Origin of the sequence: Ancylobacter dichloromethanicus, assembly GCF_018390645.1 — a bacterium.
Classification (GTDB): domain Bacteria; phylum Pseudomonadota; class Alphaproteobacteria; order Rhizobiales; family Xanthobacteraceae; genus Ancylobacter; species Ancylobacter dichloromethanicus.
This window is the reverse complement of record NZ_JAHBGC010000004.1, coordinates 317448-331547: the sequence shown is the minus strand read 5'-3', so window position 1 is coordinate 331547 and position 14100 is coordinate 317448. Positions and strand designations below refer to the sequence as shown.

General features: G+C 66.9%; 9 protein-coding genes. 2 read left to right on the top strand and 7 right to left on the bottom strand.

Annotation, left to right across the window (positions count from 1 at the left end; translation table 11 throughout):
* Position 1 precedes the first annotated feature (1 nt).
* Entirely contained in the window at positions 2-1228 is a 1227-nt protein-coding gene (locus tag KHC23_RS01705; protein WP_213368729.1) for a YadA-like family protein, read from the bottom strand.
* A 448-nt stretch (positions 1229-1676) separates the two neighbouring features.
* Between KHC23_RS01705 and KHC23_RS01700 the strand changes: the two genes are divergently transcribed.
* Together KHC23_RS01700 and KHC23_RS01695 are read left to right on the top strand one after the other, a co-directional pair.
* Positions 1677-2897, top strand: a complete 1221-nt coding sequence (locus tag KHC23_RS01700; RefSeq protein ID WP_213368727.1) for an efflux RND transporter periplasmic adaptor subunit — start codon at positions 1677-1679, stop codon at positions 2895-2897.
* A gap of 2 nt (positions 2898-2899) precedes the next feature.
* A complete protein-coding gene (locus KHC23_RS01695) occupies positions 2900-4900 on the top strand; it encodes a MacB family efflux pump subunit (RefSeq protein WP_213368725.1) in 2001 nt (666 codons plus the stop codon).
* 287 nt (positions 4901-5187) lie between these two features.
* Here the strand turns inward: KHC23_RS01695 and KHC23_RS01690 are convergent, their stop codons facing one another.
* From KHC23_RS01690 to KHC23_RS01665, 6 genes are all read right to left on the bottom strand, one after another.
* Positions 5188-8262 carry an efflux RND transporter permease subunit gene (locus tag KHC23_RS01690; RefSeq protein ID WP_213368724.1) on the bottom strand — a complete coding sequence of 1025 codons (3075 nt, stop codon included), beginning with the start codon at positions 8260-8262 and terminating at the stop codon, positions 5188-5190.
* A 9-nt stretch (positions 8263-8271) separates the two neighbouring features.
* Complete coding sequence (locus KHC23_RS01685) at positions 8272-9375, bottom strand: efflux RND transporter periplasmic adaptor subunit (RefSeq protein ID WP_246543968.1); 1104 nt, start codon at positions 9373-9375, stop codon at positions 8272-8274.
* Positions 9376-9578: 203 nt separating this feature from the next.
* Positions 9579-11030 (bottom strand): gamma-aminobutyraldehyde dehydrogenase, encoded by a 1452-nt coding sequence (locus KHC23_RS01680; RefSeq protein WP_213368722.1) that lies wholly within the window; start codon positions 11028-11030, stop codon positions 9579-9581.
* A 10-nt stretch (positions 11031-11040) separates the two neighbouring features.
* A complete protein-coding gene (locus KHC23_RS01675) occupies positions 11041-11841 on the bottom strand; it encodes an ABC transporter permease (protein ID WP_213368720.1) in 801 nt (266 codons plus the stop codon).
* Positions 11842-12027: 186 nt separating this feature from the next.
* Positions 12028-12975: an ABC transporter permease gene (locus tag KHC23_RS01670; RefSeq protein WP_213368718.1), complete on the bottom strand. Its 948-nt coding sequence runs from the start codon at positions 12973-12975 to the stop codon at positions 12028-12030.
* Positions 12972-14012, bottom strand: a complete 1041-nt coding sequence (locus tag KHC23_RS01665; protein ID WP_213368716.1) for an ABC transporter ATP-binding protein — start codon at positions 14010-14012, stop codon at positions 12972-12974. The genes KHC23_RS01670 and KHC23_RS01665 overlap by 4 nt, the downstream gene beginning before the upstream one ends.
* Between the last annotated feature and the right edge of the window lie 88 nt (positions 14013-14100).

Sequence of the window (14100 nt, the reverse complement as noted above, 5' to 3'; positions counted from 1 at the left end):
ATCACCACGCGAACAGCACGCCGGCCTTGCCGCCGACCGTGCCTTCGTTGAGACCGAGACCGATGCTTCCGGTAATGAAGAAGGAATCCTCGTGGATGCGCGCGATGCTGGAGAGGGCCAGTGCGTTCTGTCCGCCGAACGTGCCCCATTGCGCGCTCAGCGCCATGTTCTTGCCGGTCGGCAGCGGCGGCGTGTCCATCGCCATCGCCATGGCGACGCCCTCGCTCACCCGGTCGATCTCGGCCATTACCGGGCGTAGGTCGAAAAGCTCCGAGGCATTGGCGCTGGCGAGATTGCCGGCGGCGTCGGTGGTGACGACCTGCACCGCCCCGCTCTGCGCGGCACGGCTGGCACCGGATGTCAGGCCGGCCATGGTGTAGGTCGATCCGCCGGTTCCCAGTGCGATCTGGTTGGCCCGGCTGGTGGTCGCACCGGTACCGATCGCGGTCGAGCCTTCATAGGAGGCGATGGCCCCGTAACCGATAGCGCTGGACTGGGAGGCCGACGCATTGGCGTTCTGACCCAGGGCGGTGGAGCTGGCCCCGGCCGCGACCGCATTCTGGCCGAGCGCGGTGGCGCCGGCGCCGTTTGCGGTGGCCCCGAAGCCGAGAGCGGTCGCGTTGTCCGCATTGGCCACAGCCCCCCGCCCGAGGGCCGTGGCACCGACGCCATTGGCGGTGGCACCGGCGCCCAGCGCGGTCGCATCCTGCGCGTTGGCGACCGCCCCCTGGCCGATGGCGGTCGACGCCGCGGCGTTGGCGCGCGCGCCCTGCCCCACGGCAGTGGCGTCGGCGCCATTGGCGAGTGCGTTCTGGCCGAGCGCGGTCGATTGCGTACCGTTGGCGTTCGCGGCACTGCCGAAGGCTGACGAGAACTCGCCATTGGCGACGGCGCCCTGCCCCGTCGCGGTGGACGCCTCGCCATTGGCGGTCGCGCTCCAGCCCACGGCCGTTGAGGACACGCCGTTCGCCACAGCAAGCTGGCCGAAGGCGCTGGCATTGTCGGAGAAGGCACGCGAGCCCTGCCCGACGGCGGTGGTGCCGGCCTGTGTCGCCTGGGCGTCGTCGCCGATCGCGGTTGAATCATCGCCGCTCGCCGTGCCGCCGCACTGCAGCGCGGTGGCGGTGAGTTGGCAGCTGATGTCCTCGGCGGCGGCCGGCAGGATGGCGAGACCCGCGAACAGGGCGATGGCGGCGGATCCGCGTATGGTCGAAAGGCGCCGTCGCATCGAAAATTCTCGGTTCCGCCGGGAGGCGCCACGAACCGCGCCGTCCGGCAGAATCGCCGCCTCATGGTTAACGCGGCGTTAACTTCGCGCGACGCTCCGCTGCCGAAACAGCGGCCGATGCGGACAGAATGGCCGGCGCCGTCGGGAGGCCGGGTCCATTCCGTCCGAGCGCAAGACGGCACGTGCGTTTCCGATCGGCGTACGTTGCGGTCTTATCAGCGCGTATTCCGGCTTCGCCGGCGTCTCCCTGCCGGGTGCCGGCAACGCGCTGCCCCGCCCATTCCGACGCCGCGACTTTTGCAAACCAGCGTTGCTGCTCGGATGGAGGCAACGCTGGGCAACAAATCTCGTGCCTCACCGGGAGCACCGGCAACAGGCCGGCAATCCGACCGCGCTACTCCAGCGCGGTTCGTCGGCGCCAGCGCCGATGACACGAACCGAGTGAGGAATGGTGAAGGGCAGACTTTTGACGCCGGTCCTATTCGCGGCCGTCCTGGCATTGCTCGCCGGCATCTACGGCGCGCGCGGCCAATGGACCGGGAACCCTGCCTCCACGCTGGTGACGGCGTCGGTGGCGCGCGGCGACGTGGAAGAGGCGGTGCTCGCCAGCGGCACGCTCAAACCGGCCCGGCTGGTCGCCGTCGGCGCGCAGGCGTCCGGGCGCATCACCCGCGTCGCGGTCGCGCTCGGCCAGAAAGTGAAGGCCGGCGACCTGCTGGCGGAGATCGATTCCGTCTTGCAGGACAACGCCCTGCGCACCGCGCGAGCGGCGCTCGACAATGTGCGCGCGCAGCTCGCCGAGAAAGAGGCCCTGCTGCATCGCGACGAGCTGATCCTTCAGCGTCGCGCCTCCATGGTGACGAGCAAGATCGTCTCGCAGGCCGATTTCGAAGCGGCCGAAGCCGACGTGAAGGCGACGCAGGCACAGATCGAGCAGCTCAAGGCGCAGATCATCGAGGCGCAGGTCGCAGTCGAGAACGCGCAATCCAATCTCGGCTATACGCGCATCACCGCGCCCATCGACGGCACCGTTCTCGCCATCGTCAGCCAGCAGGGCCAGACGGTCAACGCCACCCAGTCGGCGCCGACCATCATGGTGCTCGGCCAGCTCGACACCATGACGGTGCGGGCCGAAATATCCGAGGCCGACGTGGTGCGCACGGCGCCCGGGCAGCCCGCCTATTTCACCATCATCGGCGAAGGCAACCGACGCTACAAGACCGAGCTCGCCTTCATCGAGCCGGCACCGGAATCGATCAAGAGTGACGACAGCTTTTCCTCCGGCACAAGTACCTCGACGTCGTCGAGCAGCTCCAGCAGCAGTTCGGCCGTCTACTACAACGGCATCCTCAACGTGCCGAACCCGGAGGGGCGGCTGCGGACCTACATGACCGCCGAGGTGCATATCGTCGTGGGCACCGCGCGGGATGCGCTCACCGTCCCCGCCATGGCGCTCGGCGCGCGCGGCGCCGACGGGCGCTACGAGGTGCGGGTGCTCGGCTCCGACGGACACGTCGAGACCCGCTCGGTCGAGATCGGGCTCAACGACAAGACCGTCGCCGAGGTCCGTGCCGGCCTGTCGGAAGGCGAGCGCGTGGTGACGGGGGATACCGCCAGCGTGGCGCCCTCCGCCTCGAGCATGCCCGGTCCGCCGCCGATGGGGTTATGAGCATGGACCACAAAGCGGCCAGCGGGGCGCCCGCCGGAACCCCGCTTATCGCGCTCGACGACGTGACCCGCGTCTATGTCTCGGGCGAGGAGACGGTGAAGGTCCTCCAGGGCCTCGACCTCACCATACATGCCGGCGAGATGGTGGCCATCGTCGGCGCCTCGGGCTCGGGCAAGTCGACGCTGATGAACATCCTCGGCTGCCTCGATCGGCCGAGCGGGGGGCACTACCGCATCGCCGGCCGCGACGTCGCGCGGCTCTCGGCGGACGAACTGGCGGCGCTGCGGCGCGAGCATTTCGGCTTCGTGTTCCAGCGCTACAACCTGCTCGCCGAGCTGACCGCGCTGGGCAATGTCGAGATGCCGGCCATCTATGCCGGGCTCGCGGCGGGTGCGCGCCGGACCCGCGCGGCCGCGCTGCTCGGGCGGCTCGGCATGGGGACGCGGCTCGGCCACCGGCCGGGCCAGCTTTCCGGAGGCCAGCAGCAGCGCGTCTCGATCGCCCGGGCGCTGATGAACGATGCCGACGTGATCCTCGCCGACGAGCCGACCGGCGCGCTCGACCGCCAGAGCGGCGAGGAGGTGCTGAAGATCCTCGGCGAACTCAACGCCGAGGGCCGCACGGTGATCATCGTCACCCACGACATGAACGTGGCGGCGCGAGCCCGCCGCATCATCGAGATCGACGACGGCCGGATCGTCGATGACCGCCGCACCGGCCCCGCCCCCGCGCCGACCGCGAGGACAGCACCGGCAGCCAAAGCACGGACAGCCTCGCCGCCGGGCTGGCGCCATGCGCTCGGCCAGTTCGGCGAGGCATTCCGCATGGCGCTGCGCTCGATGAACGCACATCGGCTGCGCACCGGGCTCACCATGCTCGGCATCGTCATCGGCATCGCCTCGGTGGTGTGCGTGGTGGCATTGGGCGAAGGCTCGCGGCAGAAGGTACTCGCCAATATCAGCGGGCTCGGCACCAACACGATCGAGATTTTCGCGGGCAAGGATTTTGGCGACACCCGCTCGGGCCGCATCACCAGCCTCGTGGTGGCCGATGCCGACCAGCTCTCGCGGCAGCCCTATGTTGCCGCCGCAACCCCCACCGTCTCGACCCAGAGCACGGTGCGCTTCGGTGCCAAGGAGGCGAACGCGCTGGTGAACGGCGTCAGCGAGCAGTACTTCGCTGCCAAGGGGACCAGGCTCGCCCGCGGCCGCTTCTTCGACGCATCGAGCGTCGCCGCCCGTGCGCTGGATGTCGTCATCGACGAGAACACCAGGAAGGCCCTGTTCGACGAGGTGGGTGTCGAGCCGATCGGCGCTGTGGTGCTCGTCGGCAGCGTACCCGCGCGCGTGATCGGCGTTATCCAGGCGCAGCAAGGCGGGTTCGGATCGAGCCAGAACCTTTCTCTCTATCTGCCCTATACGGCCGTGCAGACCCGTATCCTCGGCTCCAACTCGCTGCGCTCGATCACCCTGAAGATCCAGGACGAGGTCGATAGCGCCTATGCCGAGCAGGCGGTGACGCGCTTTCTCACCCAGCGCCACGGCAACAAGGACTTCTTCATCATCAACACCGACGACATCCGCCGCACCATCACCAGCACCACCCAGACGATGACCGTGCTGATCGCCGCCATCGCCGTCATTTCGCTGGTGGTCGGTGGCATCGGAGTGATGAACATCATGCTGGTCTCGGTGTCGGAGCGCGTGGGCGAGATCGGGGTGCGGATGGCGGTCGGGGCGCGGCGGAGCAACATCCTGCAGCAATTCCTCACCGAGGCGGTGATGGTGTGCCTGCTCGGCGGCGCGACCGGCATCGCTCTGGCGCTGGCCTTCGGCGCCGCCTTCACGCTCGCCGGCTCGAATTTCACCCTCGTCTATTCGACCACCTCGATCGTCGGCTCTTTCGCGTGCTCCAGCCTCATCGGCATCGCCTTTGGCTACCTGCCGGCACGAAACGCGTCCCGCCTCGACCCCGTTGCAGCTTTGACGAACTCTCGCCAGTAATACTCGGAAACATTATCGCATAACGCAGAAATATTCGCACCATACTCTCAACCAAATGCACCGCGAATGTACACACAACAATTTGTTATCGCGGTGAAAAGCATACATGCTGAATTTTATCCTGCGACTATGGCATTGGGTGGCCGACCCATACGAAAACACTTGCCCCTATTGTGAGGACGGCGAGCTGTGCGAGGAATGCCTGTATTTTTGGTCGATCAAATAGAGACGGCAAGAGAACTCGCCCGCCGTGAAGGGGCCCAGCAAACGGACGCGAAATGAGATTCCTACTCGGCGGGGGTGTGGACGACGCCCGGCGCGACCTCGGCATGGGCGGTGTGGTGGACACGCCCGATCAGCGAATAGACCACCGGCACGACGAACAGGGTCAGCAGCGTGCCCAGCGTCATGCCGCCGACGATGACCCAGCCGATCTGCGACCGACTCTCCGCGCCGGCGCCGCTCGCCAATGCCAGCGGCACCGCGCCCAGCACCATGGCGCCGGTGGTCATCAGGATCGGCCGCAGGCGCAGCACCGCCGCCTCGATCACCGAGGTCCGGCGGTCAAGCCCGGCCTCCTGCTGCTGGTTGGCGAACTCGACGATCAGAATGCCGTGCTTGGTAATGAGACCCACCAGCGTCACCAGCCCGATCTGCGAGTAGACGTTGAGCGAGCCGCCGGTGAAATACAGCGCCGCCAGCGCCCCGGTCATCGACAGCGGCACGGTGATCATGATGATTAACGGATCGCGGAAGCTCTCGAACTGGGCCGCCAGCACAAGATAGATGAACCCCAGCGCCAGCAGGAACACCACGGCCAGACTCTGCCCGGCGGCGCGGAACTCGCGACTCTGGCCGGCAACGTCGGTCTGCACGGTCTGCGGCAGCACCTCGCGTGCGGTCCGCTCAAGGAAGGCAAGTGCCTCACCCTGCGAGAAACCGGGCGCCAAATTGGCGGAAATGGTGGCTGAGCGCAGCTGGTTGAAGCGCTTCAGCTCCTGCGGCGCCACACTTTCGCGCACCGTGACGAGGTTGGAGAGCTGCACCATCTCCCCGCTTGTCGAACGCAGATAGATGGTGTCGAGGGTGGTCGGCGAGGAACGGTCGCTGGCGTCGAGCTGGACATAGACGTCGTATTGCTCGCCCCCCGCCTCGAAGCGCGTCACCTGGCGCCCACCGAGCAGGCTTTCCAGCGTGCGGCCGAGCACCGCAATGTCGATGCCCAGATCCGCCGCCTTGGCCCGGTCCACCGCGACCGAAATCTCGGGCTTGTTCAGCTTCAGGTCGCTGTCGATGCTGGTGAGGCCTGGATAGTCACGGATGCGTTCGAGGAAGCCGTCGACATATTGGTCGAGTTGCTCATAGGTGGCCGACGTCTGAATGACGAACTCGATCGGCCGTGAATTATTCGAGGCGCCGAGCGAAGCGGGATTGCTCGCATAGGCGTTGATACCGGCAATGCGCCGCAGTTCCGGCGACACTTCCTGGACGATTTCCTGCTGGCGGCGGTCGCGCTCGTTCCAGTCCTTCAGACGCCCGATGACGAGGAAACGGTGCACTTCGGGGAAGCCGTTGATGATGAGCACGCTCCCCATCTCCGGCGCCTTCTCGAGCACGGTTTCGATCTGGTTGGTGTAGCGCGAGGTATACGCCAGCGTCGACCCTTCCGGCCCGCTGCCACGCACGCGCACAACGCCCCGATCCTCCACCGGCGACAGTTCCGACGGAAGGGCCATGACGAAGTAAACGCTGCTGGCGGCGACGGCGAGCGCCATGACGAGCACAACCGGACGCACGCGCAAAGCCCCGCCGAGAAGGCGCCGGTAGCCCGTCTCCAATGCGCGGAGGCGTCGTTCGATGAAGGCTGAGACCCGGCCCGGCTTCGCCTCGTGCTTGAGCAGGCGTGAGCACATCATCGGCGTGAGTGTCAGCGCCACAAATCCCGAGATGACGACGGCGCCGGCAAGTGTCAGCGCGAATTCGAGGAAGAGCCGTCCGGTCCGTCCCGGCGCAAAGGCGACGGGCGCGTAGACGGCGGCCAGCGTCATCGTCATGGCGACGACCGCGAAGCCGATCTCGCGCGCGCCCTTGATCGCGGCGGGGATCGGCTTCATGCCATGCTCGATGTGGCGGAAGATGTTCTCCAGCACCACGATGGCGTCGTCCACCACAAGGCCGATGGCGAGCACGAAGGCGAGCAGCGTCAGCGTGTTCACGCTGAAGCCGAGCGCGTACATGATGGCAAGTGTGGTGATGAGCGAGATCGGGATGGTGACGATCGGGATGATCGAGGCCCTGAACGAGCGCAGGAACACCACAATCACCAGAACCACCAGCAGCACGGCCTCGAAGATGGTGTGGAACACCGCCTCGATCGAGCGGTCGATGAACACCGCATTGTCGTTGCCGATGGTGGCGCTCATGCCTTCCGGCAGGCTCTCATTCACCGCCGGCAGCACGGCGCGGGCACCGGCGGAAACATCGAGCGGATTGGCGACCGACTGCTTGATCAGGCCGACAATGATCGCCGCGCCGCCGTCGAAGCGGCTCGCCCGGCGTTCGTCGGCGGCACCGAGTTCGACACGGGCAACGTCGCTCATGTGAACCTGCGCGCCATCCGCCCGCTTGACGACGATGTTGCTGAACTGGTCGACCGTGGTCAGGCCGGTACGCGACAGCACCGTGAACTCGCGGTCGACGCTTTCGATCCGCCCGGACGGGATCTCCACGTTCTGCGCGCTGAGCGCGTCCTCGACGTCCTGGACGGTGAGGCTGTAGGCGGCGAGCCGCTCGCGATCTATCCAGATGCGCATGGCATAGCGTCGCTCGCCATAGATCTGCACATCGGAGACGCCACTGATGTTCTTGAACCGGTCGACGACATAGCGGTCGATATAGTCGGACAGTTCCAGCGGCGACATCTTCTCCGAGCGGAAGACAATGAACAGCACCGGCTGCGCGTCGGCCTCGACCTTGGAAATCACCGGCTCGTCGATCTCGTCGGGCAGGCGCTGGCGTACCCGGCTGACCCGGTCGCGCACGTCGCTGGCGGCCACGTCCGGGTCGATCTCCAGCCGGAACCGTACGGTGATGCGGCTCGATTCCGAACGGCTGGTGGATTCCAGCACGTCGATGCCCTCGATGCCGGCAATGGAGCCTTCCAGCACCTGCGTCACCTGGCTCTCGACGATGCTCGCCGAAGCGCCGGGATAGGTCGTCACCACCGAGACGACCGGCTCGTCGATATTGGGATATTCCCGCACCGTCAGCCGGCTGTAGGAAACGATGCCGATGAGCACCAGCAACAGGCTCAGCACGGTCGCGAAGACCGGGCGCCGGATGCACAGTTCGGAGATGCCCATGATGCGGCCTCAGCCCTGCGGCGCCGGTGGTGGCGGCGCCACCACTTCCACGGCGGCGCCGGCTTGCAGGCGCCCCTGCCCCGCCACCACAATGGAGGCACCGGCCGCCACGCCTTCGACCTCCACCTCGCCCTTGCTGCGCTGGCCGAGCTGCACCTTGAGCTGCTGAGCCTTGCCATCGACGATCTGCCAGACGAGACGCTCCTGGCCGCGTGGCACGATGGCGCTTTCCGGCACGAAGACGGCGTCCCGGGCCTCGCTTCCCTTCACCACCACGCGGGCGAACAGGCCCGGGCGCAGCACGAGATCCTTGTTGGCGAGCCGCGCCCGCACGCTGAGCGAACGGCCGTTTATGTCGACCATCGGGTCGATGGCGTAGATCGTGCCGGAAAAGGAGCGCCCAGGCAGCGCGTCAAGCGTGATGATGACCGTCTGGCCCTCGGCGATGCTGGAGAGCTGGGTCTCGGGAACCTTGAAGTCCAGCTTCAGCGTGTCGATCTTTTCGAGATTGACCAGTTCGGTGCCGACCGCAATGTAAGCGCCGTTCGATACTGAGCGCAGGCCGACCACCCCGTCGAAGGGCGCGGTGATGGTATGCTTGGCAATCTGCACGCGCTGGGAATTGAGCAGCGCGCGCGAGGTATTCAACTCCGCCTGCGCCTCGTCGAGCGCCCGGGCGGTGCCGGACCCCGTCTTCTGCAGCCGCTGGGCGCGGTCGAAATTGGCTTCGGCGAGATCGAGCCGGGCCTCCGTTTCGTCGAGCGAGGCCTTCACCAGCGCCGCGTCGAGCTGCACCAGCACCTCGCCGGCTTTCACATGCTGGCCTTCCTGGAAGCGGATTTCCTGAATGCGCCCGGCAACCTCGGACGCCACCTTTATCGATTCGTCGGACTGCAGCGAGCCGATGGAGGAGATATCGGTCGTCACCGATGCCGCGCGAGCCGGCGCTACTTCGACAGGAATCCGTGGCGTCGCCGTCGGCTCGGCCGCGGCATTGGCCTCGCCCTGGACACCGAAAATGCCGGCAACATCGACCCAGCCCTTCTCATGCGCGAGCCAGCCAGCCCCCACAAGAACGGCGATGGTCAGCAACAAGCCGGTTCCACGTCGCATCGAGCCCCCATTGTGCTGCGTCGGAAGCAGAAATTTCCATGTTGCGACACAACAGATATGAGGAAAAGTTCCAACTTAATTATGTGTCATAATCCGACCGCGCGGATCACATTCGCGCGGCCACCAGATCATCATACTCCATTCCCTCATCCATTGCCGAAGCGTCGGAGGGCATCAGGCTGCCGGCGGTGAAATGGCCGAAATCAGCCGTTCCTAACCATTACATGACGCACCACGGTATAATCCTCCAGCGCATAGGCGCTGAGATCCTTGCCGTAGCCGGACTGCTTCAGGCCGCCATGGGGCATTTCGCTGACCAGCATGAAATGGCAGTTCACCCAGGTGCAGCCATATTGCAGGTGCGAAGCGGTGGCCATGCCGCGGCCGACATCGCGGGTCCACACCGAGGAGGCGAGGCCGTAATCGCTGTCATTGGCCCAGCCCACCGCCTCGTCGACATCGGTGAACCGGGTGACCGACACCACGGGACCGAACACCTCGCGACGGACGATCTCGTCGGATTGCAGCGCACCGGCCACCACGGTCGGCTGATAGAAGAACCCCTTGCCCGAGCCCGCGCCGCCGGCGACCTTGCCGCCGGTGGCGATCTCGATGTGGCTGAGTTCGGATGCCCGCTCGACGAAGGAGGCGACGCGGGCGCGCTGGCGGGCCGAAATCAGCGGACCGATGTCGTTCTCGCCATCATCCGCCTGGCCGAATTTCAGCCCAGAGACGGCGGATGCGAGGTCGGCGACCAGCTTCTCATAGACCTTCGCGCCGGCATAGATACGGCAGGCGGCCGTGCAGTCCTGCCCGGCATTGTAATAGCCGAACACCTTCACCCCCTCGACCACCGCGTCGATGTCGGCATCGTCGAACACGATGACCGGCGCCTTGCCACCGAGTTCGAGATGGGTGCGCTTCACCGTCTTGGCGGCAGCCGTCAGCACCTTCTTGCCGGTGGCGATATCGCCGGTGAGCGAGACCATCGCCACCTTGGGATGGTTGATCAACGCATTGCCGACGCTCTCGCCGCGCCCGACGACGACATTGACCACGCCCTCGGGGAAGAGGTCGGCGATGATCCTGGCCAGCTTCAGCAGGGTCAGCGGGGTCTGCTCCGAAGGCTTGATCACCACCGTGTTGCCGCCCGCCAGAGCCGGCGCCAGCTTCCATGCCGCCATCATCAGCGGGTAGTTCCAAGGCGCGATCGAAGCGACGACACCGATCGGGTCGCGCCGGATCATCGAGGTGTGCCCGGCCAGGTACTCGCCGGCCACCATGCCGTGCTGGGTGCGCGCCGCGCCGGCGAAGAAGCGGAAGCAGTCGACCACGCCGGGAAGCTCGTCATTCAGCACCGCGTGGCGCGGCTTGCCGCAGTTCAGCGCCTCCAGCGTGGCGAAGGATTCCGCTTCGGCCTCGATGCGGTCCGCCAGCTTGAGCAGCAGGGTGGAGCGCTCGGCCGGCGTGGTGCGCGACCAGGTACGGAAGGCCTTGTCGGCCGCGTTCACCGCCGCGTCGATCTGGTCCGGTGAGGCCTCCGGCAGCTCGATCAGCGTTTCCTCGGTCTTCGGGTTCAGCACCGTTTCCGGCGTTTCGGTGCCGGCGACGAAGGTGGAGCCGATCAGCATTTCGGTATCGGAAAGGGCAGTCATGGGGCGTCTCCTATTTTCCCGAACCGGCCACCGCCTCGCCATGGCGGGTGAGGTAATAGGCGGCGAGGATGGGCAGGAAAGTCACGAGGATCACGAGCACGGCGACCACGTTGGTGACGGGCCGCTGCCGCGGGCGGATGAGTTCGGACAGCATCCATATCGGCAAAGTCGATTGCTGGCCGGCGGTGAAGGTGGTGACGATGACCTCGTCGAAGCTGAGCGCGAAGGCGAGCATGCCGCCGGCCAGCAAAGCCGTGCCGATATTCGGCAGCACCACGAGGCGGAAGGTCTGGAAGGCGTCGGCGCCGAGGTCCATCGACGCCTCGATCAGCGAGGGCGAGAGCCTCCTCAGCCGGGCCACGGCGTTGTTGTAGACGACGACGATGCAGAAGGTGGCGTGGCCGAGCACGATGGTCCACACCGAGAAGGGTATCTCCATCAGCCCAAAGGCCTGGCGCAGCGCGATGCCGGTGACGATGCCGGGCAGCGCGATCGGCAGCACGAAAAGCAGCGAGACCGGCTCGCGGCCGAAGAACCGCGCCCGCGCCAGCGCCCCGGCCGCCAGCGTGCCGAGGACCAGCGCCAACACGGTGGCGATGGTCGCCACCTTCAGCGACAGCCCCACCGCAGCCCAGATGTCGGCTCGCCCCCACACCACGCCGAACCATTTCAAGGTGAAGCCCGGCGGGGGGAAGGCGTAGCTCTTCTCTTCCGTGGTGAAGCAGTAGAGCAGGATGAACAGCAGCGGCACGTGCAGGAAGGCGAGCCCGCCAATGGCGGCGATCTTGAGCGAGAGCGGCGCGCGGGTCATGGATTGGCGCTCCTGCTGAACAGAAGTGATGAGGCTGGAAGGGTATTCCCCGAGTCCCGGATCGGCGCTCCACCTACGGTGTCGCTTGTCCCGGACACGAGCGACTTTCCGTTTCGCGGACCAGCGGCGCGCAGCGCGACGCCGATCCGGGACCCGGGGAATGCCCGTCCGCCAAATTCCCTTCCGTCACAGCGCATCGAACGCTCCCGTCCGCTTGGCGACGGTGAGGAACAGCGCCATGACGAGGATCGGCACCAGCGAGAAGGCGGCGGCCAGCGGGATGTTCCCGGCCGTGCCCTGCAGCGTGTACACCGCCTGCCCCAGCACCAGCGCCGAGGTGCCGATGATCTGCGGCACGATATAGTCGCCCAGAGTCAGCGAGAAGGTGAAGATCGCTCCCGCCACCACGCCGGGCATGGCAAGCGGCAGGATCACCGTACGGAAGACGAGGCCAGGCGAGGCGCCAAGATCGCCTGCGGCTTCAATGAGATGCGGAGGCACCCGCTCCAGCGCCGCTTGCACCGGCAGGATCATGAAGGGCAGCCAGAGATAGGTGAAGGTCAGCACCATGCCGGTGTAGCTGACAGAGAGCGAGGGCCCGCCGACCAGCGGTAGCGCCAGCCACGCCTCCAGCGCGCCGCCGAGGCCGAGCTTGCCGGCGAACCAGCCGATGGCGCCTTCCTTGGCGAGCAGCAGTTTCCAGCCATAGACCTTGACCAGATAGCTCGACCACAGCGGCATCATCACCGCGAGGTAGAAGGCCGCCTTCACCTTCGGCCCGGCATAGCGGGCGGCGTAATAGGCGATGGGGAAAGCAATGACCGCGCAAAGCATTGTCACCGCTGATGAAATGCCGATGGTGCGCAGCACGATGTCGTAATTCGCCGGGCGGAACAGTTCGAGCAGCGTCGCCGTGGTCGGCTCGCGCACGATGGTGCCGGAAAACTCATCTATCGAAAAAACCGATTGCGCGAGGAAGACGAACAGGCTGCCGAGATAGACCAGCCCCAGCCACAGCAGCGGCGGCACCAGCAGCAGCAGCGTCAGCAGCCGGCCATGGCGCACCAGCGGGTCGGAGAGCCGGCGCATCACGCCCTCGCGCGGCGCGGGAAGATCGCGCGTGGCAAGGCTCATTCCTCGCCCTCCATCGGGCGCACCGCGTCCTTCGGCACAGCGAGCCGAACGGTCGCGCCCGCCATGATGCCGGTGGTTCCGGCCGGCACGGCGGCGGTGAGCGCCAGCCCCTCGCTGGTGCGTGCGCTGACCCGGCGCACCGGGCCCTGATAGGACACCTCGGTGACCTCGGCCGCGACGAGCACCGCGCCGTCGGGACCCGGCGCGCCGGGGGCGAGAAGCAGGATTTTCTCCGGCCGCAGGCTGCAGGGACGCGCCGGCCCGCCGAGCGCCTGCGACTGCCGGGCGTCCAGCACATTGGCCGAGCCGACGAAGCCGGCGACGAAGCGCGTCGCCGGCCGCTCATACACCGCCTCGGGCGGGCCGACCTGCACGATCCGCCCCTCATTGAACACGGCGACGCGGTCGGCCATGGACAGCGCCTCGCCCTGGTCGTGGGTGACGAAGACGAAGGTGAGACCGAGCGCGCGCTGCAACCCCTTCAGTTCACTCTGCATTTCCTCGCGCAGCTTGAGATCGAGCGCGCCGAGCGGCTCGTCGAGCAGCAGCACCTTGGGGCGGACGACAAGGGCGCGGGCGAGCGCCACGCGCTGGCGCTGGCCGCCGGAGAGCTGGGCCGGACGACGCGCCTCCATGCCGCCGAGCTTGACCATGGCCAGCGCCTCGCCGGCCAGCCGATCGCGCTCGGATCGGCCGATGCCCCGAACCCGCAGGCCATAGGCAACGTTGTCACCGACCGAGAGGTGCGGGAACAGCGCGTAGTCCTGGAACACCGTGTTCACCGCCCGCCGATAGGGCGGCAGGCCCTCCACCGTGTCGCCGAAAATCTCGATATGGCCGGCATCCGGCTGCTCGAACCCGGCGATCAGGCGCAGGCAGGTGGTCTTGCCCGAGCCGGACGGGCCGAGCATGGCGAAGAACTCACCCGGCGCGATGGCGAGATCGACGCCATCCACCGCCCGCACCGCGCCGAAATGCCTGACGACACCGGCAAGACGGACGGCGGGCGTGGCGAGGGGAGCGGCGTGAGCGTGCATGAAGGGATTCCGTATGGCGCACGCCACGTCATCCTGAGGTGCGAGCGAAGCGAGCCTCGAAGGATGCCGAGCCGGCGATCTCAGTGAA

What these genes read in the sequence shown, in the direction of transcription:
- KHC23_RS01705 (WP_213368729.1), bottom strand. Translation starts at nt 1,228, where the DNA reads ATGCGACGGCGCCTTTCGACCATACGCGGATCCGCCGCCATCGCCCTG.
- KHC23_RS01700 (WP_213368727.1), top strand. Translation starts at nt 1,677, where the DNA reads ATGGTGAAGGGCAGACTTTTGACGCCGGTCCTATTCGCGGCCGTCCTG.
- KHC23_RS01695 (WP_213368725.1), top strand. Translation starts at nt 2,900, where the DNA reads ATGGACCACAAAGCGGCCAGCGGGGCGCCCGCCGGAACCCCGCTTATC.
- KHC23_RS01690 (WP_213368724.1), bottom strand. Translation starts at nt 8,262, where the DNA reads ATGGGCATCTCCGAACTGTGCATCCGGCGCCCGGTCTTCGCGACCGTG.
- KHC23_RS01685 (WP_246543968.1), bottom strand. Translation starts at nt 9,375, where the DNA reads ATGCGACGTGGAACCGGCTTGTTGCTGACCATCGCCGTTCTTGTGGGG.
- KHC23_RS01680 (WP_213368722.1), bottom strand. Translation starts at nt 11,030, where the DNA reads ATGACTGCCCTTTCCGATACCGAAATGCTGATCGGCTCCACCTTCGTC.
- KHC23_RS01675 (WP_213368720.1), bottom strand. Translation starts at nt 11,841, where the DNA reads ATGACCCGCGCGCCGCTCTCGCTCAAGATCGCCGCCATTGGCGGGCTC.
- KHC23_RS01670 (WP_213368718.1), bottom strand. Translation starts at nt 12,975, where the DNA reads ATGAGCCTTGCCACGCGCGATCTTCCCGCGCCGCGCGAGGGCGTGATG.
- KHC23_RS01665 (WP_213368716.1), bottom strand. Translation starts at nt 14,012, where the DNA reads ATGCACGCTCACGCCGCTCCCCTCGCCACGCCCGCCGTCCGTCTTGCC.